Below are 21741 nucleotides of genomic sequence, written 5' to 3'. Positions count from 1 at the left end.
GCAGCGTGGCCGAGTCCGAAGATCCGTTGGCGGCCCTGTGGACGACACGCCATGCCGTCCACAGCGCGACGGCGGGAAAGTGCTGCTAGGAGCGGAACGGCAACTCGTGCAACTGCAGACCCTCACGGTGCCGGGCGTGGGTGTGCCGGTCCAGGTCCATGGTCAGCTCGATCGACGTGACCACGTCGTACCCGGCCGCGTGCAGACTGCGGATCGCCTCGATGTTGCGGGACTCCGGCGAGATCGTCAGCGAGCTCATGCTCCGGCGTTTCGCCTCGTCAGCGACGTGCTTCAGCAGCTGTCGGCCGATCCCCTTGTGCCGATGCGTGATCGTCACGACGACCGGGTCCACCTCGCCGGCGCGGCCTCGCATGATCAGCCCGACCATCCCGATCACCCCGTCGTCGGCGTGGTCGGCGACCCAGAGGCCGGTGAGGTCCAGACGGGTCAGGTACTCCTCGAAACCGGCGCCGCCGTCGTCCCTGTGCTCGCCGTACATCTCGTTGTGCTGCCGGGTGAGCTCCGCCCACAGTCGGCGGCCCGCGGAGTGGTCACTCGGGCGGTACGAGCGCACGATGACAGGGGTCATGTCGCCATCTTGCCTCCAAATGGAGACGTACGTCACGGGAAGCGGAAGATAAGCGGGTGGACCTTGCGTACCTGCGCGCGCACCCGCAGCACCTACCGACATTTCTCACCCACCAACGGATCCGGGAGACGCCGGTGAGCAGCGGCGTCTGCTCGGCCAGCCGGTTGACCCTGGACGACGGGTCGTCGCTGTTCGCCAAGACGTGGCCATCCGGGCCGGCGCCGGCGGGCATGTTCGAGACGGAAGCCGCCGGGCTGACCTGGCTTCGGGAGGCGGGGAGCGTACCCGTGCCGGAGGTTCTCGTCGCCCTTCCCGACCTGCTCGCCATGGAATGGGTCGAACCGGGGCCGCCCTCGCCGGCTGCCGCCGAACGGTTCGGTCATGAACTCGCCGCGCTGCACCGATGTGGCGCTGCCTCCTTCGGAGCCGCGCGGCCCGGCTATATCGGGCCACTCCCACTGGACAACACGCCGGGGGACGACTGGGCGGCCTGGTTCGCGGAGCGACGGCTGGCGCCGTACCTCAAGATCTCCGCCGATCGCGGTGCGCTGGCGGCTTCCGACATCGCGGTGGTCGAGGAGATCCTCAACACCATCGATCGGTACGGGGACAGCGAACCGCCCGCACGCATCCACGGCGACCTGTGGCCCGGGAATCTGCTCTGGGCGGCCGACGACCGGGCCTGGCTCGTCGACCCGGCGGCGCACGGCGGCCATCGGGAGACCGACCTGGCCACGCTCGCCCTGTTCGGCGGGGTTCCGCATCTGGACACGATCCTGGCCGCCTACCGCGAGACATGGCCGCTGGCCGACGGCTGGCGTGACCGGATCCCGCTGCACCAGCTGCACCTGCTGCTGGTGCACACCGCCGCTTTCGGCAGCGGATACCGGAACGCGGTACGGAACGCCGCCGACTCGTTGCGGCGGTTGTAACGGAAAACGGCTAGATTCGATCCGTGCACAACGTGCTGGTCGACCGTTTCGGTCGCGTCGCCACCGATCTCCGTGTCTCGCTGACGGATCGGTGCAACCTGCGCTGCACCTACTGCATGCCCGCCGAGGGCCTGGCATGGATGCCGCAACCGCAGCAACTCACCGACGACGAGGTCAAACGACTCGTCCGGATCGCGGTGGAGCAACTCGGCGTGACCGAGGTGCGATTCACCGGCGGGGAGCCGCTGATCCGGCGCGGCCTGGTCGACATCATCACGGACGCGGCCCGGCTCGACCCGCGCCCCAGGCTCTCGGTGACGACGAACGGCATCGGCCTCGACCGGACCGCCGTGGCCCTGCGGGATGCCGGCCTCGATCGGGTGAACGTCTCTCTCGACACCCTCGACCCCGCCCGATTCCACGAGCTCACCCTGCGGGACCGGCACGCCGACGTGCTCGCCGGCCTGCGCGCCGCCGCTGACGCCGGACTCACCCCGGTGAAGATCAATACCGTGCTGATGCGCGGGGTCAACGACGACGAGGCGCCGGCTCTGCTGCGGTTCGCTCTCGAGCACGGCTACCAGTTGCGGTTCATCGAGCAGATGCCCCTCGATGCCCAGCATCAGTGGGACCGGCACGAGATGGTCACCGCAGAGGAGATCCTGGCCGCACTCGCGCCGTTCGATCTGCGGCCCGATGATGTTTCACGTGGAACAGCGCCGGCCGAGACCTGGCTGGTGCCGGGTCACGTCGACGCGGCCGGCGACCCGGCCCGGGTCGGCGTCATCGCCAGCGTGACCAGGCCGTTCTGTGGGGACTGCGACCGGACCCGGCTCACCGCCGACGGCCAGGTCCGCAACTGCCTCTTCGCGACCGAGGAGAGCGACCTGCGCGGCCTGCTGCGCCGGGGTGCGACCGATGCCGAGATCGGCGAGGCATGGCAGGTCGCCATGCGGGGCAAACGGGCCGGACACGGCATCGACGACCCCGCCTTCCTTCAGCCGGTCCGTCCCATGTCCGCGATCGGAGGCTGAGGCCGATGCTCACCGTGCGGTTCTTCGCCGGGGCCCGGGCAGCCGCCGGCACCTCCAGCGAGACGGTGGACGCGGGGACCGTGGACGAGCTGATCCGGCTGCTCGCCGATCGGCACGGGGAGCGGCTCGCTCTGGTGCTGAAATCGGCCAGCTTCCTGGTCGACAGTCTGGCCTGCCACGATCGCCGCGCAGCGCTGCCGGACGGGACGACGGTCGACGTGCTGCCGCCCTTTGCCGGCGGCTGATCCGCTACCGGGCTTCGGCGGGTCGGGCAAGTTGGCTGGAGCGCCGTACAGATAGCCCCTCATGCGGGTTCTCCGGGCGGGGCGCACCAGGCCCAAGGTCAGATCCTCGATGATTCCGGCGGGCCTGATGGTGTGCCGCCGGAACCATCGTCCTTCGGGTAGGCGGCTTGACGCGCCCCGACGGTCGCCTGGAGCACCTCGCCGGGTCCACGCTGACCCGATCAGCGGCTTGGGCGCTGCAGGCCGGAGGGATCGTCACGGCAGGTCTCCTGTTGTCGGATCCGGTCGGTGATCGTTGGTGTGGCCGCGGTTTTTGTCGTACCCCTCGGGCAGCATGTGCCGCGAAGCTGAGGGGGTGGGCATGGCCGTTCATGTCGCGAGCCGGCGTCGCAAGCCGGAGTCGGTCCGTGCCGCGCATCCGGGCGCCACCATCATCGATGTGACCTCGCGTGCGCCGGAGCCCTGGGTGCGGTTGAGCCCGTTCTATCCGCACGGTGGGATCCCGGTGCCGTTCACCTCCGAGGTCACCGCCGCGTCGGTGGAGGGCGTCTGGCAGGCGCTGAAGGTGTTCGAGAGCACCGACGTGGATCCGTCGAAACTGACGGTGACCACCATGACGGGCCTCAAGCGGACGGTTCGCCGATTCGGGGCGGTCCGTGGGCACCGCGCCGGTCTGCACGGGCCGGAGCTGCTGGACTATCCGGCCGCCCGGCGGCAGATCTATCTACCGACCTATCGCTGGGTTCTCGAGCATCGTGTTCCCGACCTCGTCGAGCGTCTGCGCGGGATGGCCGGTGACGGGCTCGTCCTGCTCGACTACACGACCAACGGCGACCCGGCGGACACGTCGAGCCCGTTGTCCCACGCCGCCCTGCTGGCCCGCCACCTGACCGGGACGTGGCCGTCATGAGCGGGCATCGCCGGGCCGGCTCGCTGCTCGATCCGCACAGGGGCTCCGGTGAGTCGGGGACACTGGGTCGGGCAAGCTGAGGGTGAGGGCGGCCACGAGTCGGCCGACGGGGGAGGGTTGGGTTGTTCGGGTTCTTCGCGGTGGTCCTGGTGACCATCGGTTTGATCCACTTCTATTTGTGGAAGCGGCTGGTTCGGGATCCGCTGCGGCCGGGGGTCGGGCGCCGGGTCGGGACGGTCCTCGCGGTGCTGCTCTGCGTGCTGGCGCCGGTGACCTTGATCGGGGTTCGCGCCGGACATTTCAAGTGGCTCGCGTGGCCCGGCTATCTGTGGATCGCCGTGATGTTCTACCTGCTCGTCACCCTGGCCGTGCTGGAGATTCCACGGTTTCTCATGCTGCGGTCGTGGGCAAGCGGTGGGCGTACCCCCGGGAAAGGGGTGAGCCGGACCGGCGCGACCACCGCGGCCGCCACGCCGGTCTCCCCACGCGGCGCCACGGATCCCATCACCGGCACGGCGACTCCCGCGGACGCGGTCGCGACTTCCGTGACCGCCGCACCGGATTCCGGCGCCGACGGGAATGAGGATGCCGGTGTGGGTGTCGGGGATGCGGATGCCGGTGTCGGGGATGCGGCGGCGGAGAAGCAGGGGATCGAGCGGCGGCTGCTGCTGGCCCGGGGCACGGCGATCTTCGCCGGGCTGACGGCCGCGGGCATCACCGGGTACGGCGTCCGGACCGCGACCGGTGCACCGCGGATCGATCGGTTCGCGATGCCGATGGCGAAGCTGCCGCGGGCGATGGACGGGACCCGGATCGCGGTGGTCTCGGACATTCACATCGGGCCGCTGACCGGGGTGAGCCACGCGGAGCGGATCGTCCAGGTGATCAACTCGGTGAACGCGGATCTGGTCTGCGTCGTCGGCGACCTGGTCGACGGGAGTGTCGCCGAGCTGGGCCGGTTCGCCGCACCGCTGGGCGGTATCCAATCGCGGCATGGCGCGTTCTTCGTGACCGGGAACCATGAGTACTACTCCGGGGCGGAGGAGTGGATCCGGGAGGTGGACCGGTTGGGGTTGCGGCCGCTGCGCAACGAGCGCGTGGCGATCGACGGCCTGGACCTGGCCGGGGTGAACGACCTCACCGGCGAGGAGCAGGGGGACGCCCCCGATTTCGCCCGCGCGCTGGGCGATCGGGACACCAGCCGTCCGGTGGTGCTGATGGCGCATCAGCCGGTGGCGGCGAAGGAGGCGGCGCCCTACGGGGTGGATCTCCAGGTGTCCGGGCACACCCACGGCGGTCAGATGGCCCCGTTCAACATGCTCGTGAAGTTGCAGCAGCCGGTAGTCTCCGGCTTCGGGGAGGTGGACGGCGTGCCGGTGTATGTGACCAACGGCGCGGGATATTGGGGTCCACCGGTGCGGGTGGGCGCGCCCCCGCAGGTCACGGTCATCGAATTGCGTGTGGCGTAACCCATCAAGATCGGTAAGTGTGTTTGAGCGTGGCGATGCTTGGCGAGACCGACGGCCGTGACAGGATGCCTCAGGTGAAGGTCAGCACGGATACATATGTCGCGGACCTGCACATTCACTCCCGCTACTCGCGGGCCTGCAGCCGTGATCTGACTCTGCCCAACCTGGCCTGGTGGGCTCGGCGTAAGGGCATCGCCCTGCTCGGCACCGGTGACTTCACTCACCCGGCCTGGTTCGAGCATCTCAAGGAGAGCCTGGAGCCTGCCGAGCCCGGCCTGTTCCGGCTCGCTGACGAGAAGCCGGTGACGAAGCGGCTGCCGGGTTCGCTGCGCGGCAGCACGCCGGCCCGGTTCATGCTGAGCGTGGAGATCTCCACGATCTACAAGCGGGACGACAAGACCCGGAAGGTCCACCACCTGTTGTACGCGCCCGACTTCGAGTCGGTCGCGAAGATCAACACGGCGCTGTCCCGGATCGGCAACCTGACCGCGGACGGCCGCCCGATCCTCGGCCTGGACTCGCGGAACCTTCTGGAGATCACCCTGGAGGCCGGCGGCTACCTGGTCCCGGCGCACATCTGGACGCCGTGGTTCTCCGCCCTGGGTTCCAAGTCCGGCTTCGACGCCATCGCCGACTGCTATGCCGACCTGGCCGACCACATCACCGCGGTGGAGACTGGTCTCTCCTCCGACCCGGAGATGAACTGGCGGGTCTCCAGCCTCGACCGGTACCGCCTGGTCTCGAACTCGGACGCGCACTCCCCGGCCGCTCTGGCCCGGGAGGCGACCCTGTTCACCGGCACGCCTGACTACTTCGCGGTGAAGGACGGCCTCGGCCTGGCCGGGACCCTCGAGTTCTTCCCCGAGGAGGGCAAGTACCACGCCGACGGCCACCGCGCCTGCGGTGTCAACTGGGAGCCCGCCGCCACGCGCGCCGCCAACGGCCGCTGCCCGGAATGCGGCCGCCCGCTGACCGTCGGCGTGCTGAGCCGCGTCGAGGATCTGGCCGACCGTCCGCTCGGCTTCCAGAAGGACGACCACGTCGAGCACCTGATCCAGCTGCACGAGATCGTCGGCGAGATCCACGGAGTCGGCCCGAAGTCGAAGACGGTCGAGTCCCAGCTCAACCACCTGGTCGCCACGCTCGGCCCGGAGCTGGACATCCTGCGCAAGGTGCCGGTCGACGAGATCGGCAAGGCGGGCGGCGAGGAGTTGCGCGAGGCGATCACCCGTCTGCGGCGCGGCGACGTGCGGCGGGTTCCCGGCTACGACGGCGAGTACGGCGTGATCACCCTGTTCGAGCCGGGTGAGCTGCGCAACCGCAACAGTGCTCCGCAGATGGAGACGCTCTTCGACTTCCCGGCCGAGCCCGCGCCGGCACGTGCCAGGACGGCGGCGCCCGCGCCGAAGAGCGCCAAGTCCAAACCGGCGAAGGAGAAGCCGGCCCCGCCGCCGCTGGCTCCGCCACCGAGCCCGCACGAGCCGTTCGAGCCGATGCTCGCCGGGATGGAGGAGGTCGGCACCGGGCTGCTGGACCGGCTCGACGCGATGCAGCGGGTGGCCGCCTCGGCGCCGGGCGGGCCGCTGCTGATCGTCGCCGGCCCGGGTACCGGCAAGACCCGAACGCTGACCCACCGGATCGCGTACCTCTGTGCCGAGCTGGGGGTCTTCCCGGAACGCTGCCTGGCGATCACGTTCACCCGGCGGGCCGCGGCCGAGTTGAAGGAGCGGCTGGAGGCACTGCTCGGGGACGTGGCCGAGGACATCACCGTGGGCACGTTCCACTCCCTCGGCCTGACCGTGCTGAAGGAGAACGCGAAGGCGGCCGGGCTCGGTTCGGGCTGGCGGATCGCCGACGAGCACGAGCAGGCTCAGGCCCGGGAGCAGGCTGGTGAGGACGACGCGGCATACCGGAAACTGCTCCGCCAGCAGGACCTCGTCGACCTGGACGACCTGATCAGCGTGCCGGTGGCACTGTTGCGCGAGGATCAGGCGCTGGTCGAGAAGTACCGTCGGCGCTGGCAGTGGATCTTCGTGGACGAGTACCAGGACGTCGACGAGTTGCAGTACGAACTGCTGCGGCTGCTCAGCCCGGCGGACGGCAACCTGTGCGCGATCGGCGACCCGGACCAGGCGATCTACTCGTTCCGTGGCGCCGACGTACAGTACTTCCTGCGGTTCAACGCCGACTTCGTGGATGCCCGGCTGGTCCGGCTGACCCGTAACTACCGGTCGTCGGCGCCGATCCTGGCCGCCGCGGTCCAGGCGATCGCCCCGTCGACGCTGGTCAGCGGGCGCCGACTGGATCCGGCCCGGCTCGATCCGGAGGCCGCGCTGGTGGGGCGGTACTCGGCGCGCAGCGTGTCCGACGAGGCCGATTTCGTGGTTCGTACGATCGACGAGCTCGTCGGCGGCCTCTCGCACCGCTCGCTCGACTCGGGCCGGGTGGACTCCCGCGCCGCCGCCGTCGGCAACCTCTCGTTCTCCGACATCGCCGTGTTGTACCGCACCGACGCCCAGTCCGGGCCGATCGTCGAAGCGCTGTCACGCGCCGGCGTGCCGGTGCAGAAGCGCTCGCACAACCGGCTGCGGGACCGGCCCGGCGTCCAGGAGATCGCCCGGGAACTACGGCACGCGGGCGGGTCGGGTGGCACGCTGGCGACCCGGGTGAAGGCGGCCGGCCAGGTGCTCGCTCAGCGGTTCGCCGCGCCCACACTGGACGGTGGCCAGCCCGCTCCCGAGGACATCTGGACCGCCTCGGAGCTGCTGATGCCGCTGGCCGACCGGGTCGGTGACGACCTCCCGCTGTTCCTGCAGCAACTGGCGACCGGCGCCGAGGTGGACGCGCTGGATCCGCGGGCCGAGGCGGTCAACCTGCTCACCCTGCACGCCGCGAAGGGCCTGGAGTTCCCGGTGGTCTTCCTGGTCGGCTGTGAGGACGGGCTGTTGCCGCTGCGCTGGCCGGGTTCGACACCCTCGGAGGAGGAGGTCGCCGAGGAGCGGCGGCTGTTCTTCGTCGGGCTGACCCGCGCCCAGGATCGGCTCTACGTCAGTCACTCGGCGAAGCGGACGCGGCACGGCAGCGAGCGGGAGCAGCATCCGACGCCATTCCTCGACGTGATCGATTCCGGACTTTTCGAGAAGCTGGGCGAGGCTGCCCGGTCCCGGCCGAGGGACCGTCAGCTCAGACTGCTGTGACGCCGGCGAGGAACCCGGCGAGCAGGGCCGGCCCGAACGGGATCGGCCGTGCCCGCCGGGTCACCAGCAACCAGGCGGCGATCGCGCCGTTGAGCAGATGGGCGGTGCCGAAACCGACGGCCACCGCCGGCCAGCCCGCGAACCCGAGCAGGAACGCCAGTGCCGCGCCCAGTTTCACGTCGCCGAGGCCGAGCCCTCGCCGGGGCAGCATCGCGATCACCAGATAGATGCCGCCGACCACCGCACCCGCGGCCAGCGCCGGGAGGATCCGATCCGGCGCGAGCAGCGCGAGCGGGATTCCGCCGGTCAGGGCGAGCGCGCCGACCAGCCGGTCCGGCAGGCGCAGGCAACCCAGGTCGATCATCGCGAGCAGGAGCCCGGGCAGTGCCGCCAGCAGGTGGACGGGCAGTTCCGGCACCGGGCCGAGCAGCGCCGCCAGCGCTCCGGCGATCAGCGCGAGCACGACGGCGGGGGCATGGCCGCCGCCACAGCAGGACGGTCCGCTGTGGACCCAGCCGGCTGCTCCGGCGGGGAACGTCCGGTCGCAGTCGGCGCACGATGTCCGGGGCGGAGCTCCGAAAGGGACGGTCAGGCGGTACGCGATCCGGGGCAGGAAAGATCCCGCCGCGGCACCGAAAGCCATGGCCAAGATCACTAACTGTGACGACACGAACGTGAAAGGTATCCGATTGCCCGCCGCACGCTACGGTGGCAGGCAGCGCAGACCGCTCCCGGAGGGACCCCCGATGTCGCAGAACGGGCCGTACCCTGCTCAGCCGTGGCAGGACGGGACCCCCGACGAGCCGTACTCGGAGGCTTCCGACCCCTGGCACGGGCAGGATCCCTCGTGGATCCCCCAGCAGCCGCAGTATTCGCCGGCCGCGTCACCGCCGGCGCCGCCCCGCCGCCGGTCCGGGCTGCCGATGAGTGCGCTTATGGTGGTGCTGAGTGTGCTGACGGGTGGGGGTGTGGCGACCGCCGCGTGGTTCGCGTTCGCCGGTGACGACGAGCCGCCGCCGGCCGACCCGATCGCCGCCACCGCTCCGGCCGCGCATGTGCCCCGGCCGCAGACCAGTGCGGACGCCCGCTTCGCGGCATCCGGTCAGTGCGTCCGCAACGAGGGTACGAACGTCGAGCCGGAGCTGCGGATCGTGGCGTGTACAGCGCACACGTACCAGATCCTGAAGCGGATCGACGGCCGCACCACGGGGGAGAAGGACGCGGTCAGCAAGTGCGCGAAAGTACCTAAGTACACCAAGTGGTACTACTACGACACTGAGTACGACGATGTCGATTTCGTCCTCTGCCTGCGGGAGTATGAACCCGTCTAGCGATTTCTAGCCGAAATGCTAGAACCGCCAAGAGGGTGATATCGAGTGGACTCTAGCGTTGGCGCTAGATGGCCCGATACGGTGCTACGCGTGGATCCGGTGCGCAATCCCTACGCTCCCGGCGCCGGTCAGCGCCCACCCGAGCTGGCCGGGCGCGGCCGCGAGCTCGACGTCTTCGACGTGGTCCTGGAGCGGGTCGCCCGTGGCCGTCCGGAGCGCAGCCTGGTCCTGACCGGCCTGCGCGGCGTCGGCAAGACGGTCCTGCTGAACACGTTGCGCTCCGCCGCGATCGGCCGGCTCTGGGGCACCGGCAAGATCGAGGCCCGGCCCGACCAGTCGCTGCGCCGCCCGGTCTCCGGCGCCCTGCACATGGCGATCCGTGAGCTGGCCCCGCACCACCGCGACCCGGACCGGGTGGACGAGGTGCTCGGCGTGCTGAAGGCGTTCGCCCTGCGGTCCAACGACGGGAACGCCAAACTGCGCGACCGGTGGGCGCCCGGCATCGACGTGCCGGCCGCCCGGGGCCGCGCCGACTCCGGTGACATCGAGATCGACCTGGTGGAGCTCTTCACCGACGCCGCCTCGCTGGCCACCGACGTGGGCACCGGGATCGCCCTGTTCATCGACGAGATGCAGGACCTCAGCGCGACCGACGTGTCGGCGCTCTGCGCGGCCTGCCACGAGCTGTCCCAGCTGGGCGCCCCGCTGATCGTGGTCGGCGCGGGCCTGCCGCACCTGCCGGCCGTGCTGTCGGCCGCGAAGTCGTACTCGGAGCGGCTCTTCCGCTACGCGCGGATCGATCGGCTCGACCGGGACGCCGCCGACCTGGCGCTGGGCGTGCCCGCCGAGCGGGAGGGCGTGGAGTACGACCAGGAGGCCCTCGACCTGCTCTACGAGAAGTCCGGCGGGTATCCGTACTTCGTCCAGGCCTACGGGAAGGCCACCTGGGACCACGCGCCGCAGTCGCCGATCACCGCCGACGACGTCCGGGTGGCCGCCCCTGAGGCCGAGGGTGAGCTGGCCGTCGGTTTCTTCGGCTCCCGGTTCGAGCGGGCCACCCCGGCCGAGCGGGAGTACATGCGGGCCATGGCCGCGCTCTCCGACGACCCCGGCAACGACATGGACGCGGCGGTGCCGACCTCAAACATCGCCGCCGCGCTCGGCCGCAAGCCGGCCAGCCTCTCCCCGGCCCGCGACGCCCTGATCAAAAAAGGACTCATCTACTCGGGCGAACGAGGCACCGTGGCGTTCACCGTCCCGCACTTCGGCCGATACCTCCGCACGCAGCCGGTGTGATCGCCCGGATCCGGGTATAACGAGGGCATGAGGCCCGTACGCACCGCAGCCCGAGCCATGCTGGCATCGTTCTTCGTGCTGGACGGAGTTCGCACCCTGACCCGGCCGGAGGCCCGGGTCGAGGCGGCCCGCCCGCTCACCGACCGGGTGACCCCGATGCTGGAGCGGACCGACCCGCGTCTGCCCACCGATCCGCTGACCCTGGTCCGGGTCAAGGCGGCCGCCGACGTGCTGGCCGGTCTCGCGCTCGCGACCGGCCGCTTCACCCGCCCGGCCGCCACGGTGCTGGCCGCCGGCCTGGTGCCGCACACGCTCGCGGACAAGGGCGATCGCGAACATCTGCTGCGCAATCTCGGCCTGCTCGGCGGGCTGCTGCTGGCGGCCGCCGACACCGAGGGCCGGCCCGGTCTGCGCTACCGGACGTCGCACGCGGTCGATCGCAGCCAGCGCTCGGTGCGGCGCGCGGTGCGTACCGCCAAGCGCGAAGCCAAGATCGCCGCAGCCTCGGCTGCCGCTGCGCGCAGATTGCCCGGATAACAACCTTCTCGCGGCCTTTGCGTTAAAGCGGGCGAGGAACCGCGCGGGTCGCACACCGCACCCCGAACTCGCTTCCGCCGGTCACGACCTGCCGCCGTTCCGACCGCTTCGCCCTTGCGCAAGCGGGCGGTTCCACCGGCAGGCCACGCCGTGCCCGGTAACGAGACGGGGGTCGCGCCATTCCGGCGAACACAGGTGCGCACAGCGCTTCGCGCATGCGATCAGGTTGGGTCGCGCTGGGCGTGCCGGCCACGCTTGCGATCATCACCATCTGCCTTCAGCGGTACGGGCTGAGCGCCCTCGCCGTCGAACATGAGGCGATCCGAGGCTGGCTGGCCGGGGACGGGCTCTACGCGTACCGCGCTCCCGGCTCGCAAGCCGGAGCCGCCCTGCCACCCGCGATGGCCGTCCTCCTGGCACCCCTCACCCTGTTCCCGCTGCACCTGGCCGGCTGGCTGCTGGCCGTCGCCGGAATCGCCGCCCTCCTCCTGATAGTCCTGATCATCGCCGGCCCGATCGCCCGCCGGCACGGCCGCCGGCGCGCCCCGGTCGTGCTAGCCGTGTCAGCCCTGGCGCTGCTCGCCGAACCGGTCCGCGCCGCCCTCGGCCAAGGCCGCCCCGAACTGCTGATCCTCGCCCTGCTCGCCGCCGACCTGGTCGCGCTGCGCCACGCCGCCCGCAGCCGCCATCACGCCGCCGACGTCCGCCCCACCCCGCAGACCTCCGCCAGCCTCCGAACCATCGCAGCCCGCCGTCTCCTCCGACGACCTCACCCCTCCGGAATCCGCCGGCTCCTCCAACGGCCCCCCACCTTCGCGATCCGCCGCGCTCTCGGAGGCCCTCGCGTCCTCGCGATCCGCCGCGTACCGGGAGAACCTCGCATCCGCCGGGTTCTCCGAGGTCCCCGCGCGTTCCGGACCCACCGGGCCGATATGCACACTCACCCGCTCCGAACCGGAGTCGCTTCCCTCGGGACCGGCCCACTGCGCCGCGCGTGGACGTCCGGTTCCTGGGCGGGCGCCGGAATCGGCCTCGCCACCGCCGTCAGCGTCACCCCGCTGCTCTTCATCGTCTATCTGCTCGTCACCAGGCAACGCCGGGCCGCACTCACCGCCTTGGGAACCGCGGCCGCCGTCACCGCCCTGACCCTCACCGTGGCCCCGGCGGAGACCATCGCCTGGTTCGGCAGGACCATGTGGGAACTCGACCGTCCCGCACCGATCAGCGACCCCACCAACCAGTCCCTGGCCGGAGTGATGGCCCGGCTCTACGACGTCCCCGCACCACCGGTCCTGGTGTGGTTCTCCTTCAGCATGCTGCTGGTGGCGGTGGGTTTGATCCGCGCCCGGTCGGCCCACGCCGCCGGCGACGAGGTCGCCGCGTTCACCCTCGTCGGGCTGACCACCGCCGTCACCGGGCCGGTGACCACCGCACCGGAGAGCCTGTGGCTGATCCCGGCCGTCCTGGTCCTGGCCGACACCGGCCTGCGACGGTACGTCAGCCTCCACCCGTCCCGGCCCACCCGCTTCGCCGGCCCGGTCCACCTGGCCGCCGCCGTCCTCGGCTACCTGACGCTGATCAGCACACCCGACTGGTCGCTGCGCTGGAACATCCCCGCCTTCGGCCTGATCCTGCTGGTCAACACCCTCCCGTGGCGGCGCGGTGCCCCCGCCCGGCCCACCCCGGTCACCACCACCAGGCGCGCCGCCATCCCACTACCCCGAGGCGGCTGACCCACCGCCTGCGGGCCGGAGCCCGCCACCGCACTTCACACGACATCACACCGACCACGGCTCGTCGCCTGCACCGGTTCCGCCGGGCGAGCGACCGCTTCCGGCATACGGCTGGCGATCGAGCCCGCTCGTCGACGTCGAGCGGTTCTCCGCTCGTTCGGATGGCGGGTTACCTGACCTCGACCAGCGGAAGCCGCACTGCAACGGCACAGACGGCGACCGTGAGGTTCAAGATCCGATCCGCCTGGCGCTCATGACGACACGCCGCAGTGGACAGCGAGACAACGGCGGTCACCACCCGATCGCCGGGACCGGTCCGCGCTTCCCCCGTAAGGTCTCCCACCGAGCTCGGCGGCTTCACAAGATCGCCGTGATGGTGGTTCAGGGGCAGTTGACCCACTCTTCGGTGCCGTCGAGGAAGACCTGGCGCTTCCAGATCGGCAGGCGGGCCTTGGCCTCGTCGACCAGGCGGGCGCAGGCGGCGAAAGCGGCGGCACGGTGGGCGGTGCTCACCGAGGCGACCAGGGCGACATCGCCGATCTGCAGGGTTCCGACGCGATGGGAGACGGCAACGGCGTAGACGTCCGGGTCTGCGGCGATCTCCTCGGCCACCTCGCGCAGGATGGCGGCGGCGGTGGGGTGGCCCTCGTACTCCAGGAGGGTGACGCCCCGACCATGGTCGTGATCACGGACGACGCCCTGGAAGGAGACGACGGCACCGGCCCGTGGGTCGGCGACGGCGGCCTCGTGGGCGGCCAGATCCAACGGCTCGTCAAGCACCTCGGCCCGGGTCACCGCACCGGCGACAGGCTGCGACGCACCCTCGCCAACGGAGGCGGCCGGAACAGATTGGCCAGCGGAGACGGCGGCAGAAGCGGTCGGAGACGCCGAAACAGACGAATCAGCGGGAACGGCCGCCGGAGACACCGGATCGGGTGGACCGGCGGAGGCGGCCGCCGAAGAGGTGGGAACGGACGGGTCCGGGGAGAGGGCAGGGGTGGTCACGGGCGCTCCCCGGGAGTCAGCGGAAGGGGCAGGAAGGGCACCAGGTCACCGGCCGCGGCGCGGGCGCCGGGGCGGACGACGACGAAGCCGTGCGAGTTCGCCAGGCCGCGCAGCATCGCGGAGCCGACGTGGCCGGCCGGGGTCGCGGTGCGACCGGCCGGGTCGAGGGCGGCGAGCGCCAGGTGGGTGAAGTCGCCGCGGCCGGCCACATCAGCGCCGGCGACGACCGACGGCAGGGGTGGCAGGGCCCGGCCGCGCAGTCCGGCGAGCAGCGGCGCCACCAGGGTGACCAGGGCGATCACCGCGGACTGCGGGTTGCCGGGCAGGCCGGCGAGGAAACGCGGGCGGCCGTCGGGGCCGGGCACCCGGGCGAGCAGCATCGGGAAGCCGGGGCGGACGGCGACGGTGTTGACGATGTACGACGCGCCGAGCTCAGCCAGTGCCGGATGCAGGTGGTCGACCGGTCCGTGCATCGTGCCGCCGGTGGTGCAGACCAGGTCGGCGGTGTCCAGCGCGGATCGGATCGCGTCGAGGTGAGCGTCGAGCGTGTCCTTGACCGGGCCGGTCACGGTGCCGACGGTCGCACCGTAACGGCGCAGCCAGCCCGGCACCTGCGGTCCGAGGGAGTCGCGCACCCGGCCGCCGCCGGGTGGGCCGGAGGTGAGGAGTTCGTCGCCGAAGACCAGGAGTGCGGCGCGCGGCTCCGGGCGTACCCCCAGAGTCTCGTAACCACAGGTGGCCGCAACGCCGACGACTGCCGGATCCACCGGCGTGCCGGCCGGGAAGAGCTCTTCGCCGAGGTGCGCCTCCTCGCCGGGCAGACGCCGGTCGGGGATGGTCCGCGGCTCCCCGGCGACGCGCCCGTCGGCGCCGGTGACCGAGTCCTCGATCCGGATCAGGGCGGTGGCGTGCTCCGGCACCATGGCGCCGGTGGCGATCTCGACGCAGGTGCCGTCCTCGGTGAGCGGCGGCGGTGTGCCGCCGGCCAGCACCCGGCCGACCGGCCGCCACGGCGCGCTGCCACGGACAGCCCAGCCGTCGATGCTGGAGGTCGGAAAGGCGGGCAGGTCGGTGAGGGTGCGCAACGGCTCCGCGAGGGTCCGGCCGTCCGCCTCGGCCAGCGGAATCGTCTCCACGCCGCCCACCGCCGCACGGCCCGCCTCATAGGCGAGCGTGCGCGCCAGCTCCCAGTCCACAGGGGTCGACTCGGTCACCGTCGAAGCCTATCCCGCAAGGCGAGGCGGCCGATGATCCCCGTCCCGGATCCGGCCGGTGGCGCGGTGCGCAGGGTGGATCAGTGATCGCCGCCCCGGATCTGGTCCACCGTGTGCGCCAACAGCGGGCCGAGTACGGCGAGCCCGTCCTTGGCGCCGCCGGTCGAGCCGGGCAGGTTGACGATCAGGGTCTGCCCGGCGACTCCGGCCAGGCCGCGGGAGAGGGCGGCCGCGGGCACCCGGTCGCGGCTGTGGGCGCGGATCGCCTCGGCGATGCCGGGGATCTCGAAGTCGAGCAGGCCGCGGGTGGCCTCGGGGGTGCGGTCGGTCGGGGTGACACCGGTGCCGCCGCTGGTCAACACGACGTCGACGCGGTCGGCGACGGCGGCGCGCAGGGCTTCGGCGACCGGGTCACCGTCGGGGACCACGACGACCGGTTCGTCCACCTGGCACCCGAGTTCGCGGAGCCCGGCGGCGAGGCGGGGGCCGCTGGTGTCGGCGTAGACGCCGGCCGCCGCCCGGTTGGAGGCGACGATCACGCGGGCCCGGATGGTCACGGCCGGTCCTCCGGTCGTACCCAATCTCCGGTCTTGCCGCCTTCCTTGCGCAGCACCCGGATGGCTTCCAGGCTGGCCGCGGGGTCCACCGCCTTGATCATGTCGATCATCGCGAGGCCGGCCGTCGCGACGGCGGTGAGGGCCTCCATCTCGACGCCGGTCCGGTCGGCGGTCTTGGTGGTCGCGACGATCTCCACCGTGCTGCCGGCGGCCTCCAGTTCGACCTTGACCCCGTGCAGCCCGATCGGGTGACAGAGGGGAATCAGATCGGGTGTCTTCTTGGCCCCCATGATGCCGGCGAGCCGTGCCACCGCGAGGGCGTCGCCCTTCGGCAGGCCGTCACGGCGGAGCAGATCGATGACCTCCGCGGTGGTCTGGACGCGGCCGGCGGCGATCGCCCGCCGGTCGCTCACCGCCTTCGCCGAAACGTCGACCATGCGCGCGGCGCCGCTCTCGTCGACGTGAGTGAGCTGGGTTCCCTGGGACATACCGGAAGCTTAGTTTGCCGTGCCGTCACACTTCGTCCACACAGCTCAGACATGCTCCCGGGGTATCGGGAAATAGAATTCCGAGGGCGTCTCAGCGCGATTCACATCGCATTGAGTTCCCATTCCGGAACTGTCAGTGATGAAGTGTCACGCTATTGTCGCATTCTGCGCATAGCGACAGGATCCACTGGAATCCGACACCAGACTGAACCTACCTTTGTCCCGTCAGGACGACCTAGGACAAAAGGAGGGAATGTCATGCGTCGTAACCAGGAGTGGGGCTGAAAAACTTCGGATGCGCGGACAGACGTGCATCAATTACGTTGAGCCTTGAGCGACGGCACGGTCGCACACGGCGACGACAAGGACCGCATGATCCGCAACCACGGCGACGAAAACGTGACCGATCAGCAGTTACGGCTGCTCGTCGGTCTCGTCGTCGTCCTCGCGGCGTGTGTCACGGCCGGTTTCGCGGCGTCCGCGATCAGCCTCCCCGGCCCTCCGCCGCACCCTCTCGTGCTCGTCGGCCTGTGCGGCGCCCTGATCGTCGCCAATCGGGTGAAGGTGCTGGTCCGGGTCAAGGCCAACACCGACAGCACCACCTGGGGCGAGATCCCGGTCCTGATCGGGCTCACCCTCATCCCGGCGCCCTGGGTCGTCTTCTGCGCCATCGTCGCGATGGCTCTGCTGCGCTGCATGAAGCCGCTGGGCCTGCAGAAATCGGTCTTCGGCGTGGCCAAGGAGGCGCTGACGGCCGGCTCGGCGGCCGCCGTCTTCCTCGCCTTCGACGGTCCGCCCTTCCCCGCCACGGCGATCGTCATCGCGCTGATCACCTTCGTGACCGTCGACCACATCATCTTCGCGCCGGTGATGTCGGTCGCCACCGGCGCCGGGGCGTGGCAGGTGGCGCTGCGCAACTGGCCCAGCAAGATCATCTGCTATCTGGGTGAACTGGCCGCCGTCCTCCTGGTCGTCGAGGTGCTCGCAGCCGGCGCCGAACCACTGCTCCTGCTCATCGTCCCGCTCGTTGTGCTGTGTATGCACCTGTGGCAATCCCGCAGCGTCCGGACCCGCGAAGAACGCGAGTCCTGGCAGCGCCTGGCCAAGGCCACCGACGAGCTCAACGCCGTCGACCTGACCCGGGTCCTGTACTCGGCGGCCACCCGGGCCGCGCAGATCTTCTCCGCGGCCGAGGCCGAGATCGACCTGGCCGCCCGCACGGTGCGCGCCACCGAATCGCAGATCCTCGCCGACGGCCCGTTCCGCCCCACGGCAGAGCGACCCGTCGACGAGACCACCGTCGACCTGGTCGCGCAGGACGGCAGCGTCCGGGTCGGGGTGCTGCGGCTGCGGTTCGGCGGGACGGTCCGGCTCACCGAGGTGGAGCAGTACAAACTGCGCACCTTCGCGTCCGCGCTCTGCACGGCGATCCGGAACGCGCAGGCGTACGCCGAACTCGCCCGCATCGCCGCCGAGAACGCCCACGCCGCCGCGCACGACCCGCTCACCGGCCTGGCCAACCGCCGCCGGCTGTACGAGCAGGCCGACCGCCTCTTCCGCGCCACCACCCATTCCGGGCTGTTCGCCCTGCTGCTGATCGACCTGAACCACTTCAAAGAGGTGAACGACACCCTCGGGCACGCCGCCGGCGACGAGGTCCTGCGCCAGGTGGCGAGCCGGCTGCGGGACGCCGCCGCCCCCGGTGATCTGGTCGCGCGGCTCGGCGGCGACGAGTTCGCGGTGCTGCTCACCGGGCTGCCCACCCCGGCCCTCGCCGGGCATCGGGCCACCGGCATGCTCGCTTCCCTGGACGCCGGAATCGACGTCGAGGGCATGCAACTCACCGTGGAGGCGGCCGGCGGCATCGCCCTGGCCGCCGGCACGGGCAGTGTCGAGGAGCTGATGCGCCGCGCCGACATCGCCATGTACCAGGCCAAACGCGCCGGTGAGCAGACCGTCGTCTACGCGCACGCCCGCGACACCGCCGATCTGGAACGGCTGATGCTGACCGGCGAGCTGCGCCGGGCGGTCGCCGAGCACGAGTTCGCCGTCGACTTCCAGCCGATCGTCGACCTCGGCACCGGCGAGGTGGTGGCGGCCGAGGCGCTGGCCCGCTGGCACCACCCCGAGCAGGGCAATCTCAACCCGGTGCAGTTTCTCGAGACGGTGGAGCGCTCCGGTCAGCTCCCGGCGTTCGCCGACGCCGTGCTGGAGCAGTCACTGATCGCCCGGCAGACGTGGCGGGAGGCCGGCTTCGATCTGCCCGTCGCGGTCAACGTGTCGCCACGCAGCCTGCTCGATCCGAAATTCCCCGGCGCGGTGCTGGCCCGGCTGGCCCGGCACGAGGTGCCACCCGACCGCCTCGTCCTCGAACTCACCGAGACGCTGACCGTCAGTCAGCTCGACGTGGTCGAACGAACCCTGGCCGAGCTGCGTGACGCCGGCGTCCGGTTGGCGATCGACGACTTCGGCACCGGCGTGTCGTCGCTGTCCGTGCTGTCCCGCATCCCCGTACACCAGCTCAAGATCGCTTCCGAGTTCGTGGCCGGGGTGGAGACGTCCGCCGAAGCCGCGGCGGTCGTCCGGACCACCGTCGACCTGGCCCGCAACCTGCACCTCACGGTCGTGGCCGAAGGTGTGGAGAGCGAACCGCAACGCCGGGCGCTCTGGGCGCTGGGCTGCCTCGCCGGGCAGGGTCACCTGTTCGCCCGGCCGTACTCGGCCGCCCGCTTCCTCGGCCTTCTGCAGCGCGGCTCCGGCGGGCGCCCCGGAGTGCTGGCCGCAACCCTGCACGAGGAGGGTTCGGTGGTCCGCCTTCCCGCTCGCCGTCTGCCAGACTTGCCCGCGTGATCAAGCTGCCGGACCGTGCGGTCGACCTGCTGCTGTACTCGCTGTCCGCCGCCTTCGCGCTGGTCACGGCCCTCACCTCGACGCTGATGCCGCATCGGGCGTGGGGCGCGATCGCCGCCGCCGGATACCTCGCCGCCGCCCTTCTGGTCTACCTGGTCCGTCGCCGTGACCTGCTGGTCTGGGCGGCATGGGGCGCGGTGGCCCTGCTGCCGCTGGTCGTCCAGGCAGTCCAGCGGGCCGCCGGCCGGACCGACCGCGCCCAGGAGGAGGTGCTCGTCGTCGAGCACATGGGCGAGTCGTTGCTGCACAGCGGCACGCCCTATCTGAGCCGAGCGGAGATCGCGGCGATCCCGCTGGACGAGCGGCTGCTCGGCTATCGGCCGTACCAGCCGGGGATGTCCCTCTTCGGCCTGCCGCGCGCCCTTGCGGGCGATCACTGGTGGACCGATGCGCGGATCTGGTTCGCGGTGGTCACGGTGGCTGCCATCGGTGCGGCGATCTTCCTGTTACGGGACTCGCCCACCCCCTCGCTGGTACGGGCCGTCCAAGCCGCCACCGTCCTCCCGGTGACCGCGCTGACCCTCGCCACCGGCGGCGACGACATCCCGGTCCTGGCCCTGTGCCTGCTCGCCCTCGCGCTCGTCGCGACCGGCCGTCCCGGCTGGGCCGGGATCGCCGTCGGCGCGGCCGCCGCGTGCAAGCTGTTCGCGCTGCCGGTGGTCGCCGTGCTGGCCGTGCAGGCGATCGTGACCGGCACGTGGCGGCGCCTGCTCCCGGGCGCACTCGGCCTGCCGATTCTGGCCCTGCTGCCGCCGCTGCTGGTCGACGCCGACGCCCTGATCGAGAACGTGTTCCGCTTCACCCTCGGGCACGGCCTGGTGACGAGCCCGGCCCAGTCCCCCTTCCCCGGATACCTGATCTCGCAGGCCGGTCCGGGCGGCCGCTACATCGCATCCGCCCTGCTCGTGACGGCCGCCGCCGTGATCGGGGTGCTGCTTCTGCGCCGCCCGCCACGGACCGCCCGGTCGGTCGCCCTGTTCTGCGGGTTCGGCCTTCTCACCGCGATCCTGCTGATGCCGACGACACGATTCGGTTACCTGCTCTACCCGGCGGCCCTGCTGCTCTGGGCGCCCGCACTCAGCAAGGACACAGGTTCTTCCGCCCCACGGCGAGACACAGCCTTGTACCGTCATTGAAATGCATATGACCTGTCCCAAGTGTCACGGCGAGATGCGGGTCTACGAGCGCAGTGGCGTCACGATCGACCAGTGCACCGAGTGCCGCGGAATCTTCCTGGACCGTGGCGAGCTGGAGAAGCTGTTCGCTGTCGAGGCCAGCTACAACCGGGGCCCGGCCGGCGGTCAGGTTCCGCCGCCGCCCGCTCACGCACCGCATCACCAGCCGGGTTACCCGCCGCCGCCCCCGCCGCCCCCGTACGGTGCTCCCGCCCCGCACGCCTACCCGCCGGCCGCCCCTGCTTACGGGCACCACGGCCACTACCGTCGCCCCGCCCAAGGGCACCACGGTCACTACCGTCGCAAGAGCTTCCTGCACGGCCTGTTCGACTGAGTCGAGAGTCCCCCACGCGTTGAGCCGCGCGGCCGTCACGGCCGCGTGGCCCGCTCCCATGCGAAGCCCTTTCGCTGCCGATCGACGTCGACCGAGCCGTCCGGACCTATCCGGCTGACGCCGACACCCCACTCGCCGCCGAAAGCTTGTCACCGCCGGCTTCCGGTCCGCGGCGGTTCTCTCACACCATGCTGCGGTACGGGCCACACAACGTCCCGTGCCTCGCGGCGGCCACGGCAGGCCTCCCCTCACGACCGCCCCCAGGTGCGGGTCATGCATGCCGCCCCGGTCACCCCCGGGTGGTTGTCACTGCCGTCTCAAGCGCCCCGCGACAGCCCTCACAACCAGCCGAGCAAGAGCCGAACCGGCTGGTCGTCACTGCCGACTCGAAAGTCGACCATCACCGCCGCTCATGCCTTGATTGACAGCTCATGCCTTGATCGACAATGTGATGTCAACGCGCCCAGCGGCCGGCTTTCGCGCACGGCACGGACGTCGCAGGACACGGATGGCTGTCTCGAGCGCCTTGAGGCAGCAGTGACAACCAGCCGGACAAGATCACAACGGACCTGGAACCGCGCCACGTCCAGGATCCGCCGCAGCAGTATCACCGGGCCGACGCAGTCGTCCTGCTCGGCAGCGACGGCGATCGCCGATATCGACTAGCGGGGCCATCTCCTCAGCGAACTGCGCGGATGCCCGGGGCCGGGGCCGGGGCCGGGGCCGGGGCCGGGGCCGGGGCCGGGGCCGGGGCCGGGGCCGGGGCCGGGGCCGGGGCCGGGGCC

Annotated in this window: 19 protein-coding genes; 13 read left to right on the top strand and 6 right to left on the bottom strand. The window is 71.2% G+C overall.

Annotated elements, in window-relative coordinates; all coding sequences use genetic code 11:
- Positions 1–85: 85 nt before the first annotated feature.
- Positions 86–589 carry a GNAT family N-acetyltransferase gene (locus Aut01nite_RS20155; RefSeq protein WP_043532849.1) on the bottom strand — a complete coding sequence of 168 codons (504 nt, stop codon included), beginning with the start codon at positions 587–589 and terminating at the stop codon, positions 86–88.
- A 56-nt stretch (positions 590–645) separates the two neighbouring features.
- Here Aut01nite_RS20155 and Aut01nite_RS20150 point away from each other — a divergent pair, with 56 nt between their 5' ends.
- The 6 genes from Aut01nite_RS20150 to Aut01nite_RS20125 all read left to right on the top strand — a co-directional run bounded on the left by Aut01nite_RS20150 (position 646) and on the right by Aut01nite_RS20125 (position 8376).
- Positions 646–1521: a fructosamine kinase family protein gene (locus tag Aut01nite_RS20150; RefSeq protein WP_043532848.1), complete on the top strand. Its 876-nt coding sequence runs from the start codon at positions 646–648 to the stop codon at positions 1519–1521.
- 14 nt (positions 1522–1535) lie between these two features.
- Positions 1536–2555 carry a GTP 3',8-cyclase MoaA gene (gene moaA, locus Aut01nite_RS20145; protein WP_043532847.1) on the top strand — a complete coding sequence of 340 codons (1020 nt, stop codon included), beginning with the start codon at positions 1536–1538 and terminating at the stop codon, positions 2553–2555.
- A gap of 5 nt (positions 2556–2560) precedes the next feature.
- Positions 2561–2800 carry a MoaD/ThiS family protein gene (locus tag Aut01nite_RS20140; protein WP_043532846.1) on the top strand — a complete coding sequence of 80 codons (240 nt, stop codon included), beginning with the start codon at positions 2561–2563 and terminating at the stop codon, positions 2798–2800.
- Positions 2801–3161: 361 nt separating this feature from the next.
- Positions 3162–3710, top strand: coding sequence for a DUF6939 family protein (locus Aut01nite_RS20135; protein ID WP_043532845.1), 549 nt, complete (start codon positions 3162–3164; stop codon positions 3708–3710).
- 122 nt (positions 3711–3832) lie between these two features.
- On the top strand, positions 3833–5179 hold the full coding sequence (locus tag Aut01nite_RS20130; RefSeq protein WP_043532844.1) for a metallophosphoesterase: 1347 nt from the start codon (positions 3833–3835) through the stop codon (positions 5177–5179).
- 74 nt (positions 5180–5253) lie between these two features.
- Positions 5254–8376: a UvrD-helicase domain-containing protein gene (locus Aut01nite_RS20125; protein WP_236643158.1), complete on the top strand. Its 3123-nt coding sequence runs from the start codon at positions 5254–5256 to the stop codon at positions 8374–8376.
- Here Aut01nite_RS20125 and Aut01nite_RS43635 read toward each other — a convergent pair.
- Positions 8363–9019: a prepilin peptidase gene (locus Aut01nite_RS43635; RefSeq protein ID WP_236643157.1), complete on the bottom strand. Its 657-nt coding sequence runs from the start codon at positions 9017–9019 to the stop codon at positions 8363–8365. The genes Aut01nite_RS20125 and Aut01nite_RS43635 overlap by 14 nt on opposite strands.
- A 103-nt stretch (positions 9020–9122) precedes the next feature.
- Between Aut01nite_RS43635 and Aut01nite_RS20115 the strand changes: the two genes are divergently transcribed.
- From Aut01nite_RS20115 to Aut01nite_RS20100, 4 genes are all read left to right on the top strand, one after another.
- Complete coding sequence (locus tag Aut01nite_RS20115; protein WP_052164543.1) at positions 9123–9707, top strand: LppU/SCO3897 family protein; 585 nt, start codon at positions 9123–9125, stop codon at positions 9705–9707.
- Between the two features lie 90 nt (positions 9708–9797).
- On the top strand, positions 9798–11003 hold the full coding sequence (locus Aut01nite_RS20110) for a DUF8462 domain-containing protein (protein WP_043532843.1): 1206 nt from the start codon (positions 9798–9800) through the stop codon (positions 11001–11003).
- Between the two features lie 27 nt (positions 11004–11030).
- Entirely contained in the window at positions 11031–11540 is a 510-nt protein-coding gene (locus Aut01nite_RS20105; RefSeq protein ID WP_043532842.1) for a DoxX family protein, read from the top strand.
- 215 nt (positions 11541–11755) lie between these two features.
- Positions 11756–13273 (top strand): glycosyltransferase 87 family protein, encoded by a 1518-nt coding sequence (locus tag Aut01nite_RS20100; protein ID WP_084000029.1) that lies wholly within the window; start codon positions 11756–11758, stop codon positions 13271–13273.
- Between the two features lie 381 nt (positions 13274–13654).
- Here Aut01nite_RS20100 and Aut01nite_RS20095 read toward each other — a convergent pair whose 3' ends face one another.
- The 4 genes from Aut01nite_RS20095 to moaC all read right to left on the bottom strand — a co-directional run bounded on the left by Aut01nite_RS20095 (position 13655) and on the right by moaC (position 16537).
- Positions 13655–14068: a molybdenum cofactor biosynthesis protein MoaE gene (locus Aut01nite_RS20095; protein ID WP_043532840.1), complete on the bottom strand. Its 414-nt coding sequence runs from the start codon at positions 14066–14068 to the stop codon at positions 13655–13657.
- 206 nt (positions 14069–14274) lie between these two features.
- Entirely contained in the window at positions 14275–15492 is a 1218-nt protein-coding gene (locus Aut01nite_RS20090) for a molybdopterin molybdotransferase MoeA (RefSeq protein ID WP_043532839.1), read from the bottom strand.
- Positions 15493–15572: 80 nt separating this feature from the next.
- Positions 15573–16073 carry a MogA/MoaB family molybdenum cofactor biosynthesis protein gene (locus Aut01nite_RS20085; RefSeq protein ID WP_084000028.1) on the bottom strand — a complete coding sequence of 167 codons (501 nt, stop codon included), beginning with the start codon at positions 16071–16073 and terminating at the stop codon, positions 15573–15575.
- Positions 16046–16537: a cyclic pyranopterin monophosphate synthase MoaC gene (moaC, locus tag Aut01nite_RS20080; protein ID WP_043532837.1), complete on the bottom strand. Its 492-nt coding sequence runs from the start codon at positions 16535–16537 to the stop codon at positions 16046–16048. The genes Aut01nite_RS20085 and moaC overlap by 28 nt, the downstream gene beginning before the upstream one ends.
- A gap of 372 nt (positions 16538–16909) precedes the next feature.
- Between moaC and Aut01nite_RS20075 the strand changes: the two genes are divergently transcribed.
- The 3 genes from Aut01nite_RS20075 to Aut01nite_RS20065 are packed head-to-tail and all read left to right on the top strand — an operon-like array spanning position 16910 to position 20956.
- The gene (locus Aut01nite_RS20075; protein ID WP_204037598.1) at positions 16910–19387 is read left to right on the top strand and encodes a putative bifunctional diguanylate cyclase/phosphodiesterase; all 2478 of its coding nucleotides are present in this window, start codon (positions 16910–16912) and stop codon (positions 19385–19387) included.
- Complete coding sequence (locus tag Aut01nite_RS20070) at positions 19384–20583, top strand: glycosyltransferase 87 family protein (protein WP_043530792.1); 1200 nt, start codon at positions 19384–19386, stop codon at positions 20581–20583. Before Aut01nite_RS20075 ends, Aut01nite_RS20070 begins: the two co-directional genes overlap by 4 nt.
- Before the next feature lies 1 nt (position 20584).
- Positions 20585–20956, top strand: a complete 372-nt coding sequence (locus Aut01nite_RS20065) for a TFIIB-type zinc ribbon-containing protein (protein WP_043530794.1) — start codon at positions 20585–20587, stop codon at positions 20954–20956.
- Positions 20957–21741: the final 785 nt, after the last annotated feature.

This window comes from Actinoplanes utahensis (assembly GCF_016862455.1).
Taxonomy (GTDB): Bacteria; Actinomycetota; Actinomycetes; order Mycobacteriales; family Micromonosporaceae; genus Actinoplanes; species Actinoplanes utahensis.
Note: the sequence above shows the minus strand (reverse complement) of the source record. Positions and strands in the feature narration are given on the sequence as shown.

What these genes read in the sequence shown, in the direction of transcription:
- Aut01nite_RS20155 (WP_043532849.1), bottom strand. Translation starts at nt 589, where the DNA reads ATGACCCCTGTCATCGTGCGCTCGTACCGCCCGAGTGACCACTCCGCG.
- Aut01nite_RS20140 (WP_043532846.1), top strand. Translation starts at nt 2,561, where the DNA reads ATGCTCACCGTGCGGTTCTTCGCCGGGGCCCGGGCAGCCGCCGGCACC.
- Aut01nite_RS20135 (WP_043532845.1), top strand. Translation starts at nt 3,162, where the DNA reads ATGGCCGTTCATGTCGCGAGCCGGCGTCGCAAGCCGGAGTCGGTCCGT.
- Aut01nite_RS43635 (WP_236643157.1), bottom strand. Translation starts at nt 9,019, where the DNA reads ATGGCTTTCGGTGCCGCGGCGGGATCTTTCCTGCCCCGGATCGCGTAC.
- Aut01nite_RS20115 (WP_052164543.1), top strand. Translation starts at nt 9,123, where the DNA reads ATGTCGCAGAACGGGCCGTACCCTGCTCAGCCGTGGCAGGACGGGACC.
- Aut01nite_RS20105 (WP_043532842.1), top strand. Translation starts at nt 11,031, where the DNA reads ATGAGGCCCGTACGCACCGCAGCCCGAGCCATGCTGGCATCGTTCTTC.
- Aut01nite_RS20100 (WP_084000029.1), top strand. Translation starts at nt 11,756, where the DNA reads ATGCGATCAGGTTGGGTCGCGCTGGGCGTGCCGGCCACGCTTGCGATC.
- moaC (WP_043532837.1), bottom strand. Translation starts at nt 16,537, where the DNA reads ATGTCCCAGGGAACCCAGCTCACTCACGTCGACGAGAGCGGCGCCGCG.
- Aut01nite_RS20075 (WP_204037598.1), top strand. Translation starts at nt 16,910, where the DNA reads ATGATCCGCAACCACGGCGACGAAAACGTGACCGATCAGCAGTTACGG.
- Aut01nite_RS20065 (WP_043530794.1), top strand. Translation starts at nt 20,585, where the DNA reads ATGCATATGACCTGTCCCAAGTGTCACGGCGAGATGCGGGTCTACGAG.